Consider the following 24,133-nt stretch of genomic DNA (forward strand, 5'->3'; position numbering starts at 1 on the left):
TAGGCTCTGACAGTCTGCTGAAAAAATGCTACTTAAAAGGAGGTGGAGGTATGTTAAAACGAATAGTTCAGGCGTTCTTCATTATTGTGGGCGGCGTTGTCGGGATCTTTTTAATACCTGAATTGTTTGTGCTGTCAAATATACAGGACATACCTTTAATAACAAACGCATATACGTCTGCTGCAATTGGTGCTATTATCTTTTTTCTCATCAGTATATGGACGACAGAATATGTGATTAATTGGGTAAAATGGATTGAAGATTCTTTGCTGAGAGCTCCGGTGCCGGATCTGTTATTCGGGAGTCTCGGATTGGTTTTTGGACTTATCATCGCATACCTCATTGTAAACGTGATTCCGTTGGACAATATTCCGTACCGTATATTCAGCACCATCATTCCGGTCTTTCTGGCTTTCTTTCTCGGTTATCTGGGCTTCCAAGTCGGATTTAAGAAAAAGGATGAACTGATCAGTCTTTTCTCCATTTCTGCAAGAATGCAGAAGAAAAAGGGAAGTGCTGATGAGGAGCAGGAAGAACAGGATAAAAGGCTGAAAATCTTGGATACAAGTGTTATTATTGATGGGAGAATTGCAGATATTTGTCAGACGGGCTTTTTAGAAGGCGTCATTGTCATTCCTCAATTTGTGCTGGAGGAATTACAGCATATCGCTGATTCTTCAGATGTTTTAAAACGTAACAGAGGACGCCGCGGACTGGATATCTTGAATCGCATTCAAAAGGAACTGGATATTACGGTTGAAATTTATGAAGGCGACTTCGAAGACATTCAGGAGGTTGACAGCAAGCTTGTCAAACTTGCGAAGCTGACATCCGGTGTCGTTGTGACGAATGATTTTAATTTAAATAAAGTATGCGAGCTTCAAAAGGTTGCGGTACTGAATATTAATGACCTTGCAAACGCGGTGAAGCCGGTTGTGCTTCCGGGCGAAGAGATGAATGTGCAGGTGATTAAGGACGGGAAAGAGCATAATCAAGGTGTGGCTTACTTGGATGACGGCACGATGATTGTTGTGGAAGAAGGCCGCAATTATATAGGGAAACATATTGATGTGCTCGTAACCAGCGTACTGCAGACAGCGGCGGGACGAATGATTTTTGCCAAGCCCAAGCTGCTTGAGAAAGCTCTTTAAGAGGGAGTTCATATGGAGTATGTTGTCGTTATTCCGGCTGCCGGACAAGGAAAACGGATGAAGGCCGGGAAAAATAAGCTGTTCATCAGCTTAAAAGGTGCGCCCGTTATTATACACACACTGCGGGTTTTTGAAAGCCACGCACCCTGTCAGAAAATAATCCTGGTGATAAACGAGAGTGAACGGGAAGATTTTCGCCAGCTGCTGGCCCAATTTCCGATTCAGACGGAAATTGAGCTTGTTACCGGAGGTGCGGAGCGTCAGCACAGTGTATACGAAGGACTGAAAGTGATTGATAAGGAATCGGTCGTCCTTGTTCATGACGGAGCGCGCCCGTTTGTCACACATCAGCATATCGATAAGCTCGTTGAAACAGCAGAGGAGGCGGGAGCGGCTGTCCTGGCTGTTCCTGTGAAAGACACGATAAAACGGGCGGAAGGCTCCCGGGCTGCGGAGACCTTTGATCGTTCAAGCTTGTGGGCCGTTCAAACGCCGCAAGCTTTTCGTCTTTCTTTATTGAAGACGGCGCATATGGAAGCGGAAAACAAAGGCTTCTTAGGTACGGATGACGCCAGCCTCGTCGAGCGTCTTGATGGATATCAGGTGAGTATCGTTGAAGGCAGCTATACCAATATTAAGCTGACAACGCCGGATGACCTGATATTTGCGGAAGCAATCATGAAAGCGGAAAGTGGGAATCATAATGTTTAGAATCGGACAAGGATTTGATGTGCATCAATTAACGGAAGGCCGTCCGCTCATCATCGGCGGAATTGAAATTCCTTATGAAAAGGGACTGCTCGGACATTCAGATGCTGATGTATTGCTGCATACAGTCGCAGACGCGTGTCTCGGAGCGGCAGGTGAAGGAGATATCGGCAAGCATTTCCCGGATACTGATCCGGAATTCAAGGATGCTGATTCTTTTAAGCTGCTTCAGCATGTCTGGAACATTGTAAAAGAAAAAGGGTACGTACTCGGAAATATAGACTGCACGATTATTGCGCAAAAGCCGAAAATGGCGCCGCATATTGATGCTATGAGAAAACGGATAGCGGAAGGCCTTGAGGCGGACGTCTCTCAAGTAAACGTAAAAGCGACGACGACTGAAAAGCTCGGGTTTACCGGAAGAGCCGAAGGAATTGCCGCTCAGGCAACCGTTCTGATTCAAAAAGCCTGATCATTGTTTTGATGCCGGGTCTATTTGGTGGTAGAATAGATACATATATTCGGCTAGAGGCTACAGACGAGATGAAAGGAAGTATTTGAACATGGGAAATGAAGTACGCGTTCGTTATGCACCGAGTCCGACCGGACATTTGCATATCGGTAACGCCAGAACGGCGCTTTTTAACTATTTATTTGCCCGCAGCCAAGGCGGAAAGTTTATTATCCGGATTGAGGATACGGACAAAAAGCGAAATATTGAAGGCGGAGAGCAAAGTCAGCTCAATTATTTGAAATGGCTCGGCATGGACTGGGATGAAAGTGTGGATGTCGGCGGAGAATACGGCCCGTACCGCCAGTCTGAGCGTAACGACATTTACAAAGAGTACTATGAAGAGCTTCTTGAAAAAGGGCTTGCTTATAAATGTTTCTGTACGGAAGAAGAACTTGAAAAAGAACGTGAAGAGCAAATCGCCCGCGGGGAAATGCCGCGCTATTCCGGCAAACACAGAAACCTGACTCAGGAAGAGCAGGAGCAGTTTTTAGCCGAAGGCAGACAGCCGAGCATCCGTTTCCGCGTGCCGGAAGGGAAAATCATCTCATTTAACGATATCGTAAAAGGCGAGATTTCTTTTGAATCAGACGGCATCGGCGACTTTGTCATCGTCAAAAAAGACGGAACACCGACGTATAACTTTGCCGTCGCGATTGACGATTACTTAATGAAAATGACGCACGTGCTCCGCGGTGAGGATCACATTTCAAATACACCGAAACAGATCATGATTTTCCAGGCATTCGGCTGGGATATTCCTGTCTTCGGACATATGACGCTTATCGTAAACGAAAGCCGCAAAAAATTAAGTAAACGTGATGAATCAATTATCCAGTTTATTGAGCAGTATGATGAGCTGGGTTACCTGCCTGAAGCGCTGTTTAACTTTATCGGACTTCTCGGCTGGTCTCCCGTCGGTGAAGAAGAGCTTTTCACAAGAGAACAATTCATTGAAATTTTTGATGTAAATCGTTTGTCTAAGTCACCGGCTCTGTTTGATATGCATAAACTGAAATGGGTCAACAACCAATACGTCAAAGCGCTGGATCTTGATCAAGTGGTTGAGCTGACCCTGCCGCACCTGCAAAAAGCAGGAAAAGTCGGCACTGAGCTTTCTGCCGAAGAACAGGAATGGGTTCGTAAATTAATCTCTCTTTACCATGAGCAATTGAGCTACGGCGCTGAAATTGTCGAGCTTACTGATTTGTTCTTTAAAGATGAGATCGAGTATAATCAAGAGGCAAAAGCCGTTCTGGAAGAAGAACAGGTGCCTGAAGTGCTCAGCGTATTTGCTGCGAAGCTTGAAGAGCTTGAAGAATTTACGCCTGAGCTGATCAAAGCCTCAATCAAAGCTGTTCAGAAAGAAACAGGCCATAAAGGCAAAAAGCTGTTCATGCCGATTCGTGTAGCGGTTACCGGTCAGACACACGGTCCGGAGCTTCCGCAGGCCATTGAGCTGATCGGCAGAGAAACAGCCGTCAGACGCCTGAAAAGCATTTAAATATACGATTGTTGACAGGGAAGAGTATAAAACAATGACCATTACAGAAAGAATCTTCATCGGCTGAGAGAGATTCATGCGTCATGTTTTAGAAGTGCGCCCTTAAGACCTTTGAAGAACATTTCTGCGGAAATCAGTATTTAAAGGCGGCCGCCGCCGTTACCGGCTTTTAAGTTGGGAAAACAGTGACTTGTTTTTCAAACAGAGTGGAACCGCGCGGTAAAAGCGTCTCTGTCATGTTTACATGCAGAGGCGCTTTTTTTTATAGGCGGAAAAACAGACTGGAGCGGGGAGAGAATGGGGGGAAGCATGTGTTTTTTAAAATGCTAAAAGAAGACATAGATACAGTGTTCGATCAAGATCCGGCAGCAAGAAGCTATTTCGAAGTTGTTTTAACTTATTCTGGTTTACATGCTATATGGGCGCATCGGATTGCACATGCTTTATATAAACGGAGATTTTTCTTCCTGGCGCGCCTGATATCACAGATTGCCCGTTTCTTTACCGGAATTGAAATCCATCCCGGCGCGACCATCGGGAGAAGGTTTTTCATTGACCACGGTATGGGGGTCGTCATAGGGGAAACGTGTGAAATCGGCAATAACGTGACGGTATTCCAAGGTGTCACTCTCGGGGGAACGGGAAAAGAAAAGGGGAAGCGGCATCCGACCATAAAAGATGATGCTTTAATTGCAACCGGAGCGAAGGTGCTCGGCTCTATTACGGTCGGGCAGGGTTCTAAAGTAGGGGCCGGCTCCGTTGTGCTTCGTGATGTTCCCGACTTTTCGACCGTTGTCGGCATACCGGGGAAAGTCGTCATTCAGAACGGAAGAAAAATCAAACGCGATCTCAATCACCAAGACTTGCCCGATCCGGTTGCTGACCGGTTTAGAGCATTGGAGCAGCAGATTTTTGAACTGCAGGCTGAACTGGAAGATAAAAAAGAAAGGATCAACCAAAAATGACCATTACACTTTATAATACATTGACACGGAAAAAGGAAACATTTGTTCCTCTTGAGGAAGGCAAAGTAAAAATGTACGTGTGCGGACCTACTGTATACAACTATATTCATATCGGAAACGCTCGTCCGGCGATTGTGTATGATACCGTACGCAACTATTTGGAGTATAAAGGATACGATGTTCAATACGTATCGAATTTCACCGATGTTGACGACAAACTGATTAAAGCGGCCAACGAGCTCGGCGAGGACGTCCCGACCGTTTCTGAACGGTTCATTAAAGCGTATTTTGAAGACGTGGGCGCCCTCGGATGCCGGAAAGCGGATCTTCACCCCCGGGTCATGGAAAACATGGACGCCATTATTGAATTTGTCAGCGAGCTGATTAAAAAAGGCTACGCTTATGAATCAGAAGGCGACGTCTATTTCAAAACAAGGGCCTTCGAAGGCTACGGCAAGCTATCTCAACAATCAATTGATGAACTCAGATCAGGCGCGCGTATTCGTGTCGGCGAGAAGAAAGAGGATGCGCTGGACTTTGCGCTTTGGAAAGCTGCTAAGGACGGAGAAATTTCATGGGATAGCCCTTGGGGAAAAGGCCGCCCGGGCTGGCATATTGAATGCTCCGCAATGGTGAAAAAGTATTTGGGTGACGAAATCGATATTCACGCCGGCGGTCAGGACCTGACATTCCCGCACCATGAAAACGAAATCGCGCAATCTGAAGCATTAACAGGCAAGACATTCGCAAAATACTGGCTTCACAACGGATATATCAATATCGATAATGAGAAAATGTCAAAATCGCTCGGCAACTTTGTTTTGGTGCACGATATCATTAAGCAATATGACCCGCAGCTTTTGAGATTTTTCATGCTGTCCGTTCATTACCGCCACCCGATCAACTATTCGGAAGAGCTGCTTGAGAAAACAAAAAACGCGTTTAACCGCCTCAAGACGGCATACAGTAATTTAAACCATCGTTTGATTAGCAGCACGAATCTGACTGACAATGATGAGGAATGGCTCGCTAAAATCGAAGAGCACCGCACTGCGTTTGAAGAAGCAATGGATGATGATTTTAATACGGCGAATGCGATTTCCGTTTGGTTTGATCTGGCGAAGCTCGCCAATTACTACATGCAGGAAGACAATACGGCGGATCACGTCATTAAAGCCTTTATCAGCATGTTTGACAGAATCGGATCTGTTCTCGGACTTACGCTCGGCGAAGAAGAGCTTGTCGACGAAGAGATTGAAGAGTTGATTGAGAAGAGAAATGAAGCCCGCCGCAATCGCGATTTCGCTTTGTCAGACCAGATTCGCGATCAGCTGAAAAGCATGAATATCATTCTTGAAGATACAGCCCAGGGAACTCGCTGGAAGCGGGGAGAATAAGCGGATGCTTCAATTTGAACAAATCAAAGATTCAAAGCAGTTAAACGGTCTTGCGCTTGCTTATATGGGTGATGCCATTTTTGAAATATACGTCCGGCATCACCTGCTTAAGCAGGGCTTTACGAAACCGAATGACCTTCATAAGAAGGCGAGCCGGATTGTATCGGCAAAATCACAAGCAGACATATTGTTCCGCCTTCAGGACGAATCCTTTTTCACGGAGGAAGAGGAAGCCGTGCTGAGAAGAGGCAGAAACGCGAAATCAGGGACGACGCCTAAAAACACAGATGTACAGACGTACCGCCATAGTACAGCTTTTGAGGCTTTACTCGGATACCTTTTTCTTGAGAAAAGAGAAGAAAGACTGAATCAGCTGATTGCTGAGGCTATACAAGTCGGGACGTCAGGGAGGAAAACAAATGAGTCAGCAACATGATTACGTCATAGGAAAAAACGCTGTGATTGAGACGTTAAAGTCAGATCGCAAGCTGTATAAGTTATGGATGGCGGAAAACACAGTAAAAGGACAGGCGCAGCAAGTTATGGAGCTTGCTAAAAAGCGCGGCGTCACCATTCAATTTGTACCGAGGAAAAAACTCGATCAGATGGTGGAGGGGCAGCATCAGGGTGTTGTCGCCCAGGTGGCGGCATATGAATATGCACAATTAGACGAATTATATAAAAGAGCGGAAGAGAGAAACGAACAGCCTTTCTTTCTCATATTGGACGAGCTGGAAGACCCTCATAATCTCGGTTCCATCATGAGAACGGCTGACGCTGTCGGTGCACACGGCATTGTGATTCCGAAACGCAGAGCGGTCGGACTGACATCGACGGTCGCAAAAGCTTCGACCGGTGCGATTGAACACATTCCCGTCGTGAAGGTGACCAACCTTGCCCGGACACTTGATGAAATGAAGGAGCGGGGGATTTGGGTCGTCGGAACGGATGCATCCGCCCGGGAAGACTACCGCTCTATGGACGGCAAGATGCCTTTGGCGCTCGTTATCGGAAGCGAAGGCAGAGGAATGGGCCGGCTTGTGAAAGAGAAATGTGATTTTCTCATTAAACTTCCGATGGCCGGAAAAGTCACGTCTCTGAATGCGTCGGTAGCGGCCGGCCTTCTCATGTATGAAGTCTACCGGAAGCGCAATCCTTTAGGGGAATAAAGACAGATGGACATCCTGTTAGTAGACGGATACAACATGATTGGAGCTTGGCCGCAGCTAAAGGATTTAAAAGCGAACAGTTTTGAAGAAGCGAGAGATGTACTGATCCAGAAGATGGCGGAATATCAGTCCTACACGGGAATCAGAGTCATTGTGGTGTTTGACGCACATCTGGTAAAAGGCATAGAGAAAAAACAAACGAATCACAGAGTCGAAGTGATTTTTACAAGGGAGAATGAGACGGCGGATGAGCGGATCGAGAAGCTTGCCCAGGCGCTGAATAATATTGCGACACAGATTCATGTCGCAACCTCCGATTATACGGAGCAGTGGGCGATTTTCGGACAAGGGGCTCTCCGTAAATCCGCCCGGGAGCTTCTGAGGGAAGTGGATACGATAGAACGGCGGATTCAAAGGCGGGTTTCAAAGATCACTTCTGAAAAACCACCGGGTAAAATCGAGCTGTCCGAAGAGGTTTTGAAAACGTTTGAAAAGTGGCGCCGAGGCGGTCTGGATTAGGTTGACGCTTTTTCGCCCATTAATGTATAATATTTCTATCTACGTGCGCCGGGGGGATCGCAGTGAATCTACAGAACAGCAAGGGAAAGTTCAACAAAGTGCAATTTTGCCAGTTGGAGGACGAGCAGGTCATTGAAAAGGTTCATGTTGGGGATAGTGATGCGTTAGATTACTTGATTACGAAGTACCGTAATTTTGTACGGGCGAAAGCAAGGTCTTATTTTTTAATAGGGGCCGACAGAGAAGATATTGTACAGGAAGGGATGATAGGCTTATATAAGTCTATCCGAGACTTTAGAGAAGACAAGCTTACTTCATTTAAAGCTTTTGCAGAATTATGCATTACCCGCCAGATTATTACCGCAATAAAGACAGCTACCCGTCAGAAACACATTCCTTTAAATTCCTATGTTTCTTTAGACAAACCTATTTTTGATGAAGAATCTGACAGAACACTGCTTGATGTCATTTCAGGCGCTAAAACGTTAAATCCTGAAGAGATGATTATTAATCAGGAAGAATTTGATGATATCGAAATGAAAATGGGAGAACTGCTGAGCGATCTGGAGAGAAAGGTGCTTGTTCTGTACTTGGACGGAAGAAGTTACCAGGAAATTTCAGATGATTTAAACCGACACGTAAAATCAATCGATAATGCCCTGCAGCGCGTGAAGCGCAAGCTTGAAAAGTATTTGGAAATAAGAGAAATCAGTCTGTAGCGGGTATCTGTGTCATATTGACAGAATTTTTCTGACTGTGCTATTTTATTAAGATAAATGATTGTTTAGGAAAAGGTGTAACGACATGAGAAAAAAGATTACGCTGGCATGCAAAACATGCGGAAATCGTAATTATACGACAATGAAAAGCTCTGCATCAGCGGCTGAGCGGTTAGAAGTTAAGAAGTACTGCAGCACTTGCAATTCACATACAGCTCATTTAGAAACAAAATAGTGTTCGCTTTTTAAATTGTGGAGGTCTTTTACATGCGCATGATGAGTTTCTTTAAAGATGTTGGGAAAGAAATGAAAAAGGTTAGCTGGCCTAAAGGCAAAGAGTTAACGCGCTATACGATCACGGTGATTTCAACGGTTATCTTTTTTGTTATCTTTTTTGCCCTCCTTGATACAGGAATTTCTCAATTAATTCGTTTAATAGTTGAATAATGATCAGCAATACGTGCTATAATAGATCATAATATCGTTTGCCAAAACCCGTTCAGCGGGTTTTTTATTGTGTTGAAAAAAGGATTCATAGGCTCTGAGCCTATTTTTTGTTTTACACTTCATTTTTAAATGCGGGGAGGGAAGGACTGCAGAGTCCTGATAGAATGGAAAAGAATTGGTATGTTGTTCATACGTATTCCGGTTATGAAAACAAAGTAAAAGCGAACCTTGAAAAACGTGTGGAATCAATGGGAATGCAGGATAAAATTTTCCGCGTTGTCGTCCCTGAAGAGGAAGAGACTGATATTAAGAACGGCAAGAAAAAAGTAGTCAAAAAGAAAGTGTTCCCGGGTTATGTGCTTGTTGAAATCGTCATGACTGATGATTCCTGGTATGTGGTCCGCAACACGCCGGGCGTTACCGGATTCGTCGGATCAGCCGGTTCAGGCTCAAAGCCGACTCCGCTTCTTCCTGGCGAAGCAGAAACCATCTTAAAGCGGATGGGCATGGATGAGCGGAAAACCGACATTGATTTTGAATTGAATGAGACAGTCAAAGTCATAGACGGACCTTTCGCCAACTTTACAGGATCAATTGAAGAGATTGATTATGATAAGAGCAAAGTGAAAGTATTCGTTAACATGTTCGGCCGTGAAACGCCGGTTGAGCTGGAATTTACCCAGATCGACAAATTGTAATGTGAAAAAACTTGAAATTGCTATATATTAATGATAATATAGCAAAGGTACGTCTTGGACTAATCCAAGGCAGCTAGCTTGATATTTCGTCATTCATATAAAGAATGAAACCTTGAGTGGGAGGGTTTACCCTATTACCACATCACGGACTTAAGGAGGTGTGTCTCGTGGCTAAAAAAGTAGTAAAAGTTGTAAAATTGCAAATTCCTGCTGGAAAAGCTAACCCAGCGCCGCCAGTTGGACCTGCACTAGGTCAAGCCGGTGTAAATATCATGGGATTCTGTAAGGAGTTTAACGCTCGTACAGCTGACCAAGCTGGTTTAATCATTCCTGTTGAAATTTCGGTTTACGAAGACCGTTCATTTACATTTATTACAAAAACTCCGCCTGCTGCAGTATTGCTTAAAAAAGCAGCTGGAATTGAGTCTGGTTCTGGTGAACCAAACCGTAATAAAGTGGCAACCGTTAAGCGCGATAAGGTTCGCGAAATCGCTGAAACGAAAATGCCTGACTTAAACGCAGCAGACGTTGAAGCGGCAATGCGCATGGTTGAAGGTACTGCCCGCAGTATGGGTATCGTTATCGAGGATTAATTTGTTTCTTGTCGGGTTGCGAGTTTTCACAAGTTCGCAACCCTTATTCGTGGGAGGTTATTCCGCTATAACCACATAAGGAGGAAATTTTAAAATGGCTAAAAAAGGTAAAAAGTACGTTGAAGCTGCGAAGCTTGTAGACCGTGCGAAAGCTTACGACGTCGCTGAAGCAGTGGCGCTTACTAAAAAAACAAACACAGCTAAATTCGACGCTACAGTTGAAGTTGCTTTTCGTTTAGGGGTTGACCCTCGTAAAAACGATCAGCAAATCCGCGGTGCAGTTGTACTTCCTAACGGAACTGGTAAAACTCAGCGCGTGCTTGTATTCGCTAAAGGCGAAAAAGCAAAAGAAGCTGAAGCTGCCGGTGCAGACTACGTCGGCGATTCTGATTACATCGCGAAAATCCAGCAAGGCTGGTTCGAATTCGATGTAATCGTTGCGACTCCTGACATGATGGGTGAAGTCGGTAAAATCGGCCGTGTGCTTGGACCAAAAGGTCTTATGCCAAACCCTAAAACAGGAACTGTTACATTCGAAGTAGAAAAAGCAATCGGCGAAATCAAAGCTGGTAAAGTAGAATACCGCGTTGACAAAGCTGGTAACATCCATGTTCCGATCGGAAAAGTTTCTTTCGAGGATGAAAAACTTGTTGAGAACTTCACAACAATGTATGATACAATCCTGAAAGCAAAACCGGCTGCGGCTAAAGGTGTTTACGTGAAAAACGTTGCCGTTACTTCTACTATGGGCCCTGGTGTCAAAGTAGACGCTTCTACTTTCAACGTAAAATAATATTTGACTTTAGATCAGCATTCTGATATGATTCAAAATGTTGTAAAATATAATATGTCATTTATACCGTAGACAGCAGGGGCCGTTGAGGCTTAATATCCTGCCGAGGTGTATATATATCACAGCTATTACGTTACGTATGCTTGTATATACAGCCTCCATGTCCACATGGAGGCTTTTTATATGAAATCGTCGTCACAGTCGTGATCACCTAGCGGTATAAGTGTTACACAAAATCTACAGGAGGTGTAACCATGAGCAGCGCAATTGATACAAAAAAAGTTGTTGTTGAAGAGATTGCTTCTAAACTGAAAGAAAGCAAATCAACGATCATCGTTGACTACCGCGGACTTAACGTTTCTGAAGTAACTGAACTCCGTAAACAGCTTCGCGAAGCTAACGTAGAGTTCAAAGTGTACAAAAACACAATGACTCGCCGTGCGGTTGAACAAGCTGAACTTGATGGTTTGAATGATGTCTTAACTGGACCGAATGCGATCGCATTCAGTACTGAAGATGTTGTCGCTCCGGCAAAAGTTCTTAACGAGTTCGCGAAAAATCACGAAGCTCTGGAAATCAAGGCGGGCGTTATCGAAGGAAAAGTATCTTCTGTTGAAGAAGTGAAAGCTCTTGCTGAACTTCCTTCACGCGATGGCTTACTTTCTATGTTGCTTAGCGTACTTCAAGCTCCAGTTCGCAACCTTGCACTTGCAGCTAAAGCAGTTGCAGACCAAAAGGAAGAACAAGGCGCTTAATCTGATTTTACCCTAAAATAAAACAAATGGAGGAATTTCAAATGGCTTTAAATATCGAAGAAATCATTGCTTCCGTTAAAGAAGCAACTGTACTTGAATTGAACGACCTAGTAAAAGCAATCGAAGAAGAATTTGGCGTAACTGCTGCTGCTCCTGTAGCTGTAGCTGGCGGAGCTGCTGCTGGCGGAGCTGCTGAAGAGCAAAGCGAATTCGACCTTATCCTTGCTGGTGCAGGTTCTCAGAAAATCAAAGTTATCAAAGTTGTTCGTGAAATCACTGGTCTTGGCTTGAAAGAAGCTAAAGAACTTGTTGACAACACTCCAAAACCACTTAAAGAAGGTATTGCGAAAGAAGAAGCTGAAGAGCTTAAAGCTAAACTTGAAGAAGTTGGCGCTTCTGTAGAAGTTAAGTAATCTTCACTTGCCTGTAGGGGAAGCTCGCTTTTATGAGGCGGGCTTTTTCTTTGCTTTTCTTTAAGTGCAATTAAAAAAGGAGGTTCTAATAATGAGTGAACACTATTATTCAGAAAAACCTTCAGTTAAAAGCGATAAACAGACATGGTCATTTACACTGCGGAACAGATCTTATACATTCACAAGTGACAGCGGCGTTTTCTCGAAAAAGGAAGTTGATTTCGGTTCGCGTGTCTTAATTGAAGCGTTTGAAGAGCCGGAGATCGATGGTGACTTCCTGGATGCAGGCTGCGGTTACGGCCCGATCGGTCTGTCGCTCGCCGGTGCATTTACAGACCGGACCGTGCACATGATTGACGTGAATGAAAGAGCCGTAGAGCTGTCAAATGAAAATGCAGAAAAAAACGGAATAAAAAACGTTCGGATTTATCAGAGTGATTTATTTTCAAATATTGATTCTGCTCAAACATTTGCTTCTATTCTTACAAACCCCCCAATCCGCGCCGGAAAAAAAGTTGTCCATGCCATTTTTGAAAAAAGCGCTGAGCATTTAAGGGCTTCAGGTGAATTGTGGATCGTTATACAGAAAAAACAGGGCGGGCCTTCTGCCATTGAAAAACTGAAGGAGCTTTTTGACGAAGTTTCTGTGGTTCAAAAAAAGAAAGGCTATTATATCATAAAAGCAAAAAAAGTTTGACTTGAATTTTCAGCTATGTTAATATTGTAAAATGCCAATGTATATATTTTGCATGATATGCTCAAATAATCATAGTGCATGTATAAATTATACAAACATGGAAATGCTAATAAAATCGGTATTTGTTTTTGGATGTGGTTTTCTTAATTAGAAACCCTTTTTTCTTTTGTCTTGTAAAAGTATTTCTTTATCGTAAGAGATGCTTATTACACATATAATACGCATGATTTGAGGGGTGAATCAGTTGACAGGTCAACTAGTTCAGTATGGACGACACCGCCAGCGCAGAAGCTATGCTCGCATTAGCGAAGTGTTAGAATTACCAAATCTCATTGAAATTCAAACCTCTTCTTATCAGTGGTTTCTTGATGAGGGTCTTAGAGAGATGTTTCAAGACATATCACCAATTGAGGATTTCACTGGTAACCTCTCTCTAGAGTTCATTGACTACAGTTTAGGAGATCCTAAGTATCCCGTTGAAGAGTCAAAAGAACGTGATGTGACTTACTCAGCTCCGCTAAGAGTGAAGGTTCGTTTAATTAACAAAGAAACTGGAGAGGTAAAAGACCAGGATGTCTTCATGGGTGATTTCCCTATTATGACAGATACCGGTACTTTTATCATCAACGGTGCAGAACGTGTTATCGTATCTCAGCTTGTTCGGTCTCCAAGTGTATATTTCAGTGGTAAAGTAGACAAAAACGGTAAAAAAGGTTTTACCGCGACTGTCATTCCAAACCGTGGCGCATGGTTAGAATACGAAACTGATGCGAAAGATGTTGTGTATGTCCGCATTGATCGCACACGTAAGTTGCCGGTTACGGTTCTTTTGCGTGCTCTCGGCTTCGGTTCCGACCAAGAGATTCTCGATCTCATTGGTGAGAACGAATATCTCCGCAATACACTGGATAAGGACAACACCGAAAACAGTGACAAAGCGCTTCTTGAAATCTATGAGCGCCTTCGTCCCGGAGAGCCGCCTACAGTAGAAAACGCAAAAAGCTTGCTGGATTCCCGTTTCTTCGATCCGAAGCGATACGACCTTGCGAATGTAGGACGCTATAAAATTAATAAAAAGCTTCATATCAAGAACCGCCTGTTTAACCAGCGCCTTGCAGAAACACTGGTGGATCCGGAAACCGGTGAAATTCTCGCTGAAAAAGGGCAGATTCTTGACAGAAGAACACTTGATAAAGTATTGCCATACTTAGAAAATGGAATCGGCTTCAGAAAACTTTATCCTAACGGCGGCGTTGTCGAGGATGAAGTGATGCTTCAATCCATTAAAATCTATGCTCCTACTGATGCAGAAGGAGAGCAGACGATCAATGTGATCGGCAATGCTTACATCGAAGAGGCGATTAAAAACATTACGCCTGCTGATATTATTTCTTCTATCAGCTACTTCTTCAACCTCCTGCACGGAGTGGGCGACACTGATGATATCGACCACCTCGGAAACCGCCGTCTGCGTTCTGTAGGTGAGCTCCTGCAAAACCAATTCCGTATCGGTTTAAGCCGGATGGAACGTGTCGTACGTGAAAGAATGTCTATTCAAGACACGAATACAATTACGCCGCAGCAGCTGATTAACATCAGACCTGTTATTGCGTCTATTAAAGAGTTCTTCGGAAGCTCACAGCTTTCTCAATTCATGGATCAGACGAACCCGCTTGCTGAATTGACGCACAAACGCCGTCTGTCAGCTCTCGGACCGGGCGGTTTGACGCGTGAGCGCGCAGGTATGGAAGTACGTGACGTTCACTACTCTCACTACGGCCGTATGTGTCCGATTGAAACGCCTGAGGGCCCGAACATCGGTTTGATCAACTCATTGTCATCATTTGCGAAAGTAAACCGCTTTGGTTTCATTGAGACGCCATACCGACGCGTTGATCCTGAAACAGGAAAAGTAACGCCTAGAATCGACTACCTGACTGCTGATGAAGAGGATAACTATGTCGTAGCCCAAGCGAATGCTAAGCTGAGCGATGACGGTTCTTTCTTGGATGACAGCATCGTAGCGCGTTTCAGAGGGGAAAACACCGTTGTAGCCCGCAACCGCGTGGATTACATGGACGTATCTCCTAAACAGGTTGTTTCTGCTGCGACAGCATGTATTCCGTTCTTGGAAAACGATGACTCGAACCGCGCCCTCATGGGAGCGAACATGCAGCGTCAGGCTGTGCCTTTGATGCAGCCGGAAGCTCCGATCGTCGGAACGGGTATGGAATACGTATCCGGTAAAGACTCCGGTGCAGCCGTTATTTGTAAACACCCCGGTATCGTAGAACGGGTGGAAGCGAAAAACGTATGGGTGCGCCGCTATGAAGAAATTGACGGCCAAAAAGTAAAAGGCAACCTGGATAAGTACAGCTTGCTGAAATTTGTCCGCTCCAACCAAGGTACGTGCTACAACCAGCGTCCGATTGTAAGTGTCGGCGATGAAGTAGTCAAAGGAGAAATCCTTGCTGACGGACCTTCAATGGAGCTTGGTGAACTTGCTCTCGGCCGCAACGTAATGGTCGGCTTCATGACATGGGACGGTTACAACTATGAGGATGCCATCATCATGAGTGAACGCCTTGTGAAAGATGATGTATACACATCTATTCACATTGAAGAATATGAATCAGAAGCACGTGATACAAAGCTTGGGCCGGAAGAGATCACCCGCGATATTCCAAACGTAGGGGAAGACGCGCTTCGCAACCTTGATGACCGCGGAATTATCCGTATCGGTGCGGAAGTCAACGACGGAGACCTTCTCGTAGGTAAAGTAACGCCTAAAGGTGTAACTGAGCTTACGGCTGAAGAACGCCTTCTTCATGCGATCTTTGGAGAAAAAGCGCGTGAAGTCCGTGATACTTCTCTCCGTGTGCCTCACGGCGGCGGCGGAATTATCCACGACGTAAAAGTCTTCAACCGTGAAGACGGCGACGAACTTCCTCCGGGAGTGAACCAGCTTGTACGCGTATATATCGTTCAGAAACGTAAGATTTCTGAAGGTGATAAAATGGCCGGACGTCACGGAAATAAAGGGGTTATCTCGAAGATTCTTCCTGAAGAAGATATGCCTTACCTTCCTGACGGCACGCCGATCGATATCATGCTTAACCCGCTGGGTGTACCATCACGTATGAATATCGGTCAGGTATTAGAACTTCACATGGGTATGGCTGCCCGCTACCTCGGCATTCACATCGCGTCACCTGTATTTGACGGCGCGCGTGAAGAAGATGTGTGGGAAACACTTGAAGAAGCAGGCATGTCAAGAGACGCTAAAACAGTTCTTTATGACGGCCGTACGGGAGAACCGTTCGACAACCGTGTATCAGTCGGAATCATGTACATGATCAAACTGGCACACATGGTTGACGATAAACTTCATGCCCGTTCTACAGGTCCTTACTCACTTGTTACGCAGCAGCCTCTCGGCGGTAAAGCCCAATTCGGCGGACAGCGTTTCGGTGAGATGGAGGTTTGGGCGCTTGAAGCTTATGGCGCAGCTTACACGCTTCAAGAAATCCTGACTGTGAAGTCCGATGACGTGGTCGGACGTGTGAAAACATATGAAGCCATCGTCAAAGGCGACAATGTTCCAGAGCCTGGTGTTCCGGAATCATTCAAAGTATTGATCAAAGAGCTTCAAAGCTTAGGTATGGACGTAAAAATCCTCTCAGGCGATGAAGAAGAAATAGAAATGAGAGATCTAGAAGACGAGGAAGATGCGAAACAGGCTGACGGCCTTGCATTATCAGGTGATGAAGCGCCGGAAGAAACAGCATCTCCAGACGTTGAACGTGACGCAGTAACGAAAGAATAGTCTCTGATTGATAAAGGCAAGTGACATCGGTTAATCCGAAGATAAAAAGGGAGGTAGGCCCCTTGCTAGATGTGAACAATTTTGAGTATATGAACATCGGTCTTGCTTCACCGGATAAAATCCGTTCATGGTCTTTTGGTGAAGTGAAAAAGCCTGAAACGATAAACTATCGTACGTTGAAACCTGAAAAGGACGGCCTGTTCTGCGAACGCATTTTCGGACCGACTAAGGACTGGGAATGTCATTGCGGCAAGTACAAGCGGGTTCGTTATAAAGGCGTAGTTTGTGACCGTTGCGGAGTTGAAGTAACGCGGGCTAAAGTCCGTCGTGAGAGAATGGGGCATATTGAACTGGCTGCCCCGGTTTCTCACATTTGGTATTTCAAAGGTATTCCGAGCCGTATGGGTCTTGTATTGGATATGTCACCGCGTGCGCTGGAAGAAGTTATTTACTTTGCTTCTTACGTCGTAACTGATCCGGCCAATACACCGCTCGAAAAGAAACAGCTTTTATCTGAAAAGGAATACCGTGCGTATCTGGATAAGTACGGAAACAAATTCCAAGCCTCTATGGGTGCGGAAGCCATTAATAAACTTCTGCAGGACATCGACCTTGTCAAAGAAGTTGATATGTTAAAAGAAGAGCTGAAGACTTCTCAAGGACAGCGCCGTACACGTGCGATCAAACGCCTTGAAGTGCTTGAAGCCTTCCGTAATTCAGGAAACAAGCCGTCTTGGATGATTCTCGACGTGCTTCCGGTTATTCCGCCTGAATTAAGACCGATGGTTCAGCTTGACGGCGGACGTTTCGCAACGTCTGACCTGAACGACCTTTACCGTCGTGTCATCAACCGTAATAACCGTTTAAAACGTCTGTTAGACCTCGGCGCGCCAAGCATCATCGTTCAGAACGAAAAACGTATGCTTCAGGAAGCGGTCGACGCTCTGATTGACAACGGACGCCGCGGCCGTCCGGTTACCGGACCGGGTAACCGTCCGCTTAAATCTCTTTCTCACATGCTGAAAGGGAAACAAGGGCGTTTCCGTCAGAACCTTCTCGGTAAACGTGTAGACTACTCAGGCCGTTCCGTTATCGTCGTAGGCCCGCATCTGAAAATGTATCAGTGCGGTTTGCCGAAGGAAATGGCGCTTGAGCTCTTCAAGCCTTTCGTCATGAAAGAGCTTGTTGAAAAAGGCCTTGCTCACAATATCAAGAGCGCAAAACGCAAAATCGAACGCGTGCAGCCTGAAGTATGGGATGTACTTGAATCTGTCATTAAGGAGCATCCGGTCTTACTGAACCGTGCCCCTACTCTTCACAGATTAGGTATCCAGGCTTTCGAACCGACGCTTGTTGAAGGACGCGCCATCCGTCTTCACCCGTTAGTATGTACAGCTTATAACGCTGACTTTGACGGTGACCAAATGGCGGTTCACGTACCTTTATCAGCTGAGGCTCAAGCTGAGGCGCGCATTCTGATGCTTGCGGCCCAAAACATCTTGAACCCTAAAGATGGTAAACCGGTTGTTACGCCGTCTCAGGATATGGTATTAGGAAACTACTACCTGACGCTTGAGCGCGCCGGAGCAGTCGGCGAGGGTATGGTTTTCAAAAATACGGACGAAGCGCTTCTTGCTTATCAAAACGGTTATGTTCACCTTCATACGAGAGTAGCTGTTGCAGCGAACTCCCTTAAGAATGTGACATTTACTGAAGAACAGCGTTCAAAATTGTTAATTACAACTGTCGGTAAGCTCGTCTTCAATGAAATTCTTCCGGAATCATTCCCTTACATGAATGAACCAACGAAGAGCAACATTGAAGAGAAGACACCTGACCGTTTCTTCTTAGATAAAGGTGCTGACGTAAAAGCTGTGATTGCTGAGCAGCCGATCAACGCACCGTTTAAAAAAGGCATTTTGGGTAAAATCATCGCGGAAATCTTTAAACGATTCCATATCACGGAAACGTCTAAAATGCTTGACCGCATGAAAAACCTCGGTTTCAGATATTCAACGAAAGCCGGCATCACAGTAGGGGTTTCTGATATCGTCGTTCTCGATGATAAACAGGAAATCCTTGAAGAAGCACAAAGCAAAGTGGATAATGTTCTGAAACAGTTCAGACGCGGTTTAATCACCGAAGAAGAACGTTATGAAAGAGTCATTTCAATTTGGAGTTCAGCGAAAGATGTTATCCAAGGCAAACTGATGAAATCATTAGACGAAGTCAACCCGATCTACATGATGAGTGATTCAGGAGCCCGTGGTAACGCATCTAACTTTACACAGCTTGCGGGTATGCGCGGTCTGATGGCCAACCCGGCTGGACGAATCATTGAATTGCCGATTAAATCAAGTTTCCGTGAAGGTCTGACAGTATTGGAGTACTTTATCTCCACTCACGGTGCGCGTAAAGGTCTTGCCGATACCGCCCTGAAAACAGCTGACTCAGGTTACCTTACACGCCGTCTTGTTGATGTTGCGCAGGATGTTATCATTCGTGAAACAGATTGCGGAACAGACCGCGGTATTCTTGCAAAACCGCTCAAAGAAGGCACGGAAATCATCGAGCGTCTGGAAGAGCGTCTGATCGGACGTTTCGCCAGAAAACAGATCAAACATCCTGAAACGGGTGCTGTGCTCATTAACGAAAATGAATTGATCGATGAAGATAAAGCGCTGGAAATCGTTGAAGCCGGAATCGAAGAAGTGTGGATCCGTTCTGCGTTCACATGTAACACTCCTCATGGTGTATGTAAACGATGCTACGGACGAAACCTTGCAACCGGAACTGATGTTGAAGTCGGCGAAGCAGTAGGTATTATCGCCGCTCAATCTATCGGTGAGCCTGGAACACAGTTAACGATGCGTACGTTCCACACAGGCGGGGTTGCCGGAGACGATATCACACAAGGTCTTCCGCGTATCCAAGAGCTTTTCGAAGCGCGTAATCCGAAAGGTCAAGCGACGATTTCTGAGATTGACGGTACAATTGCCGAAATCAATGAAGTCCGCGACAAACAGCAGGAGATTGTTGTTCAGGGCGCTGTTGAGACCCGTTCATACACGGCACCTTACAACTCACGCCTGAAAGTGACTGAGGGTGATCAGATTACCCGCGGTCAAGTGCTGACGGAAGGTTCAATCGATCCGAAAGAACTTCTTAAAGTCACTGACCTGACAACGGTTCAGGAATATCTTCTGCATGAGGTTCAGAAGGTTTACCGTATGCAGGGGGTTGAAATCGGCGATAAACACGTAGAAGTAATGGTTCGCCAGATGCTTCGCAAAGTCCGTGTAATCGATGCCGGAGATACTGATGTTCTCCCTGGCACATTGCTTGATATTCACCAATTTACAGAAGCGAACAAAAAAGTGCTGCTTGAAGGCAATCGACCTGCTACAGGCCGTCCTGTCCTTCTCGGTATCACGAAAGCTTCACTTGAGACGGATTCATTCTTGTCTGCCGCATCATTCCAGGAAACAACACGCGTTCTTACAGATGCTGCGATTAAAGGCAAGCGTGATGAACTTCTCGGCCTGAAAGAGAATGTCATCATCGGTAAACTGGTTCCGGCCGGTACAGGTATGATGAATTACAGAAAAGTAAAACCTGTTTCAAACGTTCAGCCTTCGGAAGATATGGTTCCGGCTGAATAACAGAAACTGCTGCAGGAAAGGCTGTTTCGACAGCTTTTCCTCAGTATTACAATTATTCTGGCGGGGGACTGCACTAAAAAATGTCATACGTTGTTGACATCCGTCCCGCAGAGTGATAATATAACCAAGGTGCTCGAAATAAAACCTGTTACTTTGGAGGATATGTTTATGTCTTATGATAAAGTATCACAGGCCAAATCAATTATTATTGGTACGAAGCAAACAGTGAAAGCTCTAAAACGAGGTTCAGTGAAGGAAGTCGTCGTGGCAAAAGACGCGGATTCAGTTCTTACGGCTGGCGTTATCCAGCTTGCAAAGAACCAAAATACCGCTGTCTGTATGGTGGATTCCATGAAAAAGCTCGGCAAAGCCTGCGGAATTGAAGTGGGAGCAGCAGCTGTTGCCATTATGTTATAGCGTACTTTTTGTTTTTATATAAGATATCAATCTTATGTAAAGACATTGTTTTTTGCCTAATGATGAACCACCTGGGTATGTGGGTTATAAAACGTAATGAAGGGAGGAACACAACATGCCTACAATTAATCAGCTAATTCGCAAGGGACGCGTGAGCAAAGTTGAAAACTCTAAGTCACCTGCACTAAACAAAGGATACAACAGCTTTAAAAAAGAGCACACTAACGTATCTTCTCCACAAAAACGCGGGGTATGTACTCGTGTCGGTACAATGACACCGAAAAAACCGAACTCAGCACTTCGTAAATATGCTCGTGTTCGTTTGACTAACGGAATCGAGGTTACTGCCTACATTCCTGGTATCGGTCACAACCTGCAAGAGCACAGCGTTGTACTGATCCGCGGCGGACGTGTAAAAGACTTACCGGGGGTACGCTACCACATCGTTCGTGGCGCGCTTGATACTGCCGGAGTTGAAAACCGTGCGCAAGGCCGTTCTAAATACGGTACGAAACGTCCTAAAGCAAAGTAATAACAATAAATCATTAAAACTATGAAGGGAGGATATTCAGATGCCACGTAAAGGTCCTGTAGCAAAAAGAGATGTTTTACCTGATCCGCTTTACAACTCTAAGCTGGTATCCCGCCTGATCAACAAAATGATGATCGACGGTAAAAAAGGTAAATCTCAAACAATCCTATACAAGTCATTCGATATCATTAAAGAACGCACTGGCAATGATGCAATGGAGGTTTTCGAACAAGCATTGAAAAACATCATGCCTGTACTTGAAGTAAAAGCACGCCGTGTAGGTGGAGCTAACTACCAAGTGCCTGTAGAAGTTCGTCCTGAACGCCGTACAACTCTTGGTCTTCGCTGGTTGGTTAACTATGCGCGTCTTCGCGGAGAAAAAACAATGGAAGAGCGCCTGGCTAACGAAATTCTTGATGCAGCTAACAACACTGGTGCTGCCGTTAAGAAACGTGAAGACACTCACAAGATGGCAGAAGCGAACAAAGCATTTGCTCACTACCGCTGGTAGGATTCATATAATCAAAATAATAATTCCCTAATAAGGAAGGAGAAATTACCCAATGGCAAGAGAGTTCTCCTTAGAAAAAACTCGTAATATCGGGATCATGGCTCACATCGATGCCGGTAAAACGACTACTACAGAACGGATCTTGTTCTACACAGGCCGTATCCACAAAATTGGCGAAACTCACGAAGGTGCTTCGCAAATGGACTGGATGGAGCAGGAACAAGAACGCGGTATCACAATCACTTCTGCAGCAACGACTGCACAGTGGAAAGGTTACCGTGTAAACATCATCGATACACCGGGACACGTAGACTTCACAGTTGAAGTTGAACGTTCACTCCGTGTACTTGATGGTGCGGTTGCCGTACTTGATGCTCAATCAGGTGTTGAGCCTCAGACAGAAACAGTATGGCGCCAAGCAACAACTTACGGAGTACCGCGCGTTGTATTTGTTAACAAAATGGACAAAATCGGCGCAGACTTCCTTTACTCTGTAGGCACTTTAAGAGACCGTCTTCAAGCTAACGCTCACGCAATTCAATTGCCGATCGGCGCTGAAGACAACTTCGAAGGTATCATCGACTTAGTAGAAAACGTTGCGTATTTCTACGAAGATGACCTTGGAACTCGTTCAGATGCGAAAGAAATCCCTGAAGAGTACAAAGAGCAAGCTGAAGAGCTTCGCAGCAGCCTGATTGAAGCTGTAGCTGAGCTTGATGAAGAGCTTATGGAAAAGTACCTTGAAGGTGAAGAAATCACTATCCCTGAACTGAAAGCTGCTATCCGTAAAGGTACACTGAATGTTGAATTCTACCCTGTACTTGTTGGTTCTGCTTTCAAAAACAAAGGTGTTCAGCTTGTACTTGATGCTGTTCTTGACTACCTTCCTGCGCCAACTGATGTTGCTGCAATCAAAGGTGTACGTCCTGATACAGATGAAGAGATCGTTCGTCATTCTTCTGATGAAGAGCCGTTCTCTGCACTTGCATTTAAAGTTATGACTGACCCTTATGTCGGTAAGCTGACATTCTTCCGCGTATATTCCGGTACACTTGATTCCGGTTCATATGTAAAGAACTCTACAAAAGGCAAGCGTGAGCGCGTAGGACGTATCCTTCAAATGCACGCTAACAGCCGTGAAGAGATCTCTACTGTTTACGCTGGAGACATCGCAGCTGCTGTAGGTCTAAAAGATACTTCTACTGGAGATACTCTATGTGATGAAAAGGATCTTGTAATCCTTGAATCAATGGAATTCCCAGAGCCTGTTATCGACGTAGCGATTGAGCCTAAATCAAAAGCTGACCAAGATAAAATGGGTATCGCTTTAGCGAAACTTGCTGAAGAAGATCCTACATTCCGTACACAAACTAACCCTGAAACGGGTCAAACAATCATCTCTGGTATGGGTGAGCTTCACCTTGATATCATTGTTGATCGTATGAAGCGTGAGTTCAAAGTTGAAGCTAACGTTGGTGCTCCTCAAGTTGCGTACCGTGAGACATTCCGTACCGGTGCAAAAGTTGAAGGTAAATTCGTACGTCAATCAGGCGGACGCGGTCAGTTCGGTCACGTTTGGATCGAATTTGAACCGAACGAAGAAGGCGCTGGCTTTGAATTCGAAAACGCAATCGTCGGTGGTGTTGTTCCTCGTGAATACATCCCAGCCGTACAAGCAGGTCTTGAAGACTCTCTTGAAAATGGTGTCCTAGCCGGATTCCCGCTAATCGACATCAAGGCGAAACTTTTTGATGGATCTTACCATGATGTTGACTCAAACGAAATGGCGTTTAAAGTCGCTGCTTCTATGGCATTGAAAAATGCAGTCAGCAAATGTAACCCAGTTCTTCTTGAACCAATCATGAAAGTTGAAGTTGTTATTCCTGAAGAATACATGGGAGACATCATGGGTGATGTTACTTCTCGTCGCGGACGCGTAGAAGGTATGGAAGCTCGCGGTAACGCTCAAGTTGTGCGTGCGATGGTACCTCTTGCTGAAATGTTCGGTTACGCTACTGCCCTTCGTTCTAACACGCAAGGACGCGGTACGTTCACAATGTTCATGGATCACTACGAAGAAGTGCCGAAGAGCATCGCTGAAGAAATTATCAAAAAAAATAAAGGCGAATAATTGATTTTGCCACTT

The 24,133-nt window shown here is 45.1% G+C and carries 24 protein-coding genes and 2 other annotated features; all 24 genes read left to right on the top strand.

The genetic code is table 11. The features are described 5' to 3' along the window. The first annotated feature begins 50 nt into the window (after positions 1 to 50). A complete protein-coding gene (locus L3V45_RS00595; RefSeq protein WP_003156403.1) occupies positions 51 to 1,151 on the top strand; it encodes a PIN/TRAM domain-containing protein in 1,101 nt (366 codons plus the stop codon). A 12-nt stretch (positions 1,152 to 1,163) separates the two neighbouring features. Beyond that, positions 1,164 to 1,862 (top strand): 2-C-methyl-D-erythritol 4-phosphate cytidylyltransferase, encoded by a 699-nt coding sequence (gene ispD / locus L3V45_RS00600; RefSeq protein ID WP_003156405.1) that lies wholly within the window; start codon positions 1,164 to 1,166, stop codon positions 1,860 to 1,862. After that, positions 1,855 to 2,331 carry a 2-C-methyl-D-erythritol 2,4-cyclodiphosphate synthase gene (gene ispF / locus L3V45_RS00605; protein ID WP_003156407.1) on the top strand — a complete coding sequence of 159 codons (477 nt, stop codon included), beginning with the start codon at positions 1,855 to 1,857 and terminating at the stop codon, positions 2,329 to 2,331. Before ispD ends, ispF begins: the two co-directional genes overlap by 8 nt. Before the next feature lie 91 nt (positions 2,332 to 2,422). After that, positions 2,423 to 3,874 carry a glutamate--tRNA ligase gene (gene gltX, locus L3V45_RS00610; RefSeq protein ID WP_003156409.1) on the top strand — a complete coding sequence of 484 codons (1,452 nt, stop codon included), beginning with the start codon at positions 2,423 to 2,425 and terminating at the stop codon, positions 3,872 to 3,874. A gap of 2 nt (positions 3,875 to 3,876) precedes the next feature. Beyond that, positions 3,877 to 4,110, top strand: a binding site (T-box leader). Positions 4,111 to 4,185: 75 nt separating this feature from the next. Then, entirely contained in the window at positions 4,186 to 4,839 is a 654-nt protein-coding gene (cysE, locus tag L3V45_RS00615) for a serine O-acetyltransferase (RefSeq protein ID WP_003156410.1), read from the top strand. Continuing rightward, positions 4,836 to 6,236: a cysteine--tRNA ligase gene (gene cysS, locus L3V45_RS00620; RefSeq protein WP_003156411.1), complete on the top strand. Its 1,401-nt coding sequence runs from the start codon at positions 4,836 to 4,838 to the stop codon at positions 6,234 to 6,236. Before cysE ends, cysS begins: the two co-directional genes overlap by 4 nt. Before the next feature lie 4 nt (positions 6,237 to 6,240). After that, on the top strand, positions 6,241 to 6,672 hold the full coding sequence (locus tag L3V45_RS00625) for a Mini-ribonuclease 3 (protein WP_003156412.1): 432 nt from the start codon (positions 6,241 to 6,243) through the stop codon (positions 6,670 to 6,672). Beyond that, positions 6,656 to 7,405, top strand: coding sequence for a 23S rRNA (guanosine(2251)-2'-O)-methyltransferase RlmB (gene rlmB / locus L3V45_RS00630; RefSeq protein WP_003156413.1), 750 nt, complete (start codon positions 6,656 to 6,658; stop codon positions 7,403 to 7,405). Before L3V45_RS00625 ends, rlmB begins: the two co-directional genes overlap by 17 nt. A gap of 6 nt (positions 7,406 to 7,411) precedes the next feature. Next, entirely contained in the window at positions 7,412 to 7,924 is a 513-nt protein-coding gene (gene rae1, locus L3V45_RS00635; protein ID WP_003156414.1) for a ribosome-dependent mRNA decay endonuclease Rae1/YacP, read from the top strand. Positions 7,925 to 7,986: 62 nt separating this feature from the next. Next, positions 7,987 to 8,643, top strand: a complete 657-nt coding sequence (gene sigH / locus L3V45_RS00640) for an RNA polymerase sporulation sigma factor SigH (protein WP_003156415.1) — start codon at positions 7,987 to 7,989, stop codon at positions 8,641 to 8,643. A gap of 85 nt (positions 8,644 to 8,728) precedes the next feature. Next, positions 8,729 to 8,878, top strand: a complete 150-nt coding sequence (gene rpmG, locus L3V45_RS00645) for a 50S ribosomal protein L33 (RefSeq protein WP_003156421.1) — start codon at positions 8,729 to 8,731, stop codon at positions 8,876 to 8,878. A 32-nt stretch (positions 8,879 to 8,910) separates the two neighbouring features. Next, entirely contained in the window at positions 8,911 to 9,090 is a 180-nt protein-coding gene (gene secE, locus L3V45_RS00650; protein WP_003156422.1) for a preprotein translocase subunit SecE, read from the top strand. A gap of 164 nt (positions 9,091 to 9,254) precedes the next feature. Next, on the top strand, positions 9,255 to 9,788 hold the full coding sequence (gene nusG / locus L3V45_RS00655) for a transcription termination/antitermination protein NusG (RefSeq protein ID WP_003156423.1): 534 nt from the start codon (positions 9,255 to 9,257) through the stop codon (positions 9,786 to 9,788). Positions 9,789 to 9,955: 167 nt separating this feature from the next. Next, positions 9,956 to 10,381 carry a 50S ribosomal protein L11 gene (gene rplK, locus L3V45_RS00660; RefSeq protein ID WP_003156430.1) on the top strand — a complete coding sequence of 142 codons (426 nt, stop codon included), beginning with the start codon at positions 9,956 to 9,958 and terminating at the stop codon, positions 10,379 to 10,381. 94 nt (positions 10,382 to 10,475) lie between these two features. Then, positions 10,476 to 11,174: a 50S ribosomal protein L1 gene (gene rplA, locus L3V45_RS00665; RefSeq protein ID WP_003156431.1), complete on the top strand. Its 699-nt coding sequence runs from the start codon at positions 10,476 to 10,478 to the stop codon at positions 11,172 to 11,174. A gap of 48 nt (positions 11,175 to 11,222) precedes the next feature. Beyond that, positions 11,223 to 11,365, top strand: a sequence feature (ribosomal protein L10 leader region). 63 nt (positions 11,366 to 11,428) lie between these two features. Then, positions 11,429 to 11,929: a 50S ribosomal protein L10 gene (gene rplJ, locus L3V45_RS00670; protein WP_003156433.1), complete on the top strand. Its 501-nt coding sequence runs from the start codon at positions 11,429 to 11,431 to the stop codon at positions 11,927 to 11,929. A 41-nt stretch (positions 11,930 to 11,970) separates the two neighbouring features. Then, positions 11,971 to 12,342, top strand: coding sequence for a 50S ribosomal protein L7/L12 (gene rplL / locus L3V45_RS00675; protein ID WP_003156436.1), 372 nt, complete (start codon positions 11,971 to 11,973; stop codon positions 12,340 to 12,342). Positions 12,343 to 12,433: 91 nt separating this feature from the next. After that, positions 12,434 to 13,039: a class I SAM-dependent methyltransferase gene (locus tag L3V45_RS00680; RefSeq protein ID WP_003156438.1), complete on the top strand. Its 606-nt coding sequence runs from the start codon at positions 12,434 to 12,436 to the stop codon at positions 13,037 to 13,039. A gap of 244 nt (positions 13,040 to 13,283) precedes the next feature. After that, positions 13,284 to 16,865: a DNA-directed RNA polymerase subunit beta gene (rpoB, locus tag L3V45_RS00685; RefSeq protein ID WP_003156440.1), complete on the top strand. Its 3,582-nt coding sequence runs from the start codon at positions 13,284 to 13,286 to the stop codon at positions 16,863 to 16,865. Between the two features lie 62 nt (positions 16,866 to 16,927). Continuing rightward, positions 16,928 to 20,527, top strand: coding sequence for a DNA-directed RNA polymerase subunit beta' (rpoC, locus tag L3V45_RS00690; protein ID WP_003156441.1), 3,600 nt, complete (start codon positions 16,928 to 16,930; stop codon positions 20,525 to 20,527). Positions 20,528 to 20,695: 168 nt separating this feature from the next. Beyond that, the gene (locus L3V45_RS00695; protein ID WP_003156443.1) at positions 20,696 to 20,944 is read left to right on the top strand and encodes a 50S ribosomal protein L7ae-like protein; all 249 of its coding nucleotides are present in this window, start codon (positions 20,696 to 20,698) and stop codon (positions 20,942 to 20,944) included. Between the two features lie 115 nt (positions 20,945 to 21,059). After that, complete coding sequence (gene rpsL / locus L3V45_RS00700; RefSeq protein WP_003156445.1) at positions 21,060 to 21,476, top strand: 30S ribosomal protein S12; 417 nt, start codon at positions 21,060 to 21,062, stop codon at positions 21,474 to 21,476. A gap of 40 nt (positions 21,477 to 21,516) precedes the next feature. Continuing rightward, positions 21,517 to 21,987 (top strand): 30S ribosomal protein S7, encoded by a 471-nt coding sequence (gene rpsG / locus L3V45_RS00705; RefSeq protein ID WP_003156447.1) that lies wholly within the window; start codon positions 21,517 to 21,519, stop codon positions 21,985 to 21,987. A 52-nt stretch (positions 21,988 to 22,039) separates the two neighbouring features. Continuing rightward, entirely contained in the window at positions 22,040 to 24,118 is a 2,079-nt protein-coding gene (gene fusA, locus L3V45_RS00710; RefSeq protein WP_007410399.1) for an elongation factor G, read from the top strand. The last annotated feature ends 15 nt before the right edge of the window (positions 24,119 to 24,133 follow it).

The sequence above is a fragment of the Bacillus sp. R45 genome (assembly GCF_021729365.1).
Lineage (GTDB): Bacteria > Bacillota > Bacilli > Bacillales > Bacillaceae > Bacillus > Bacillus velezensis.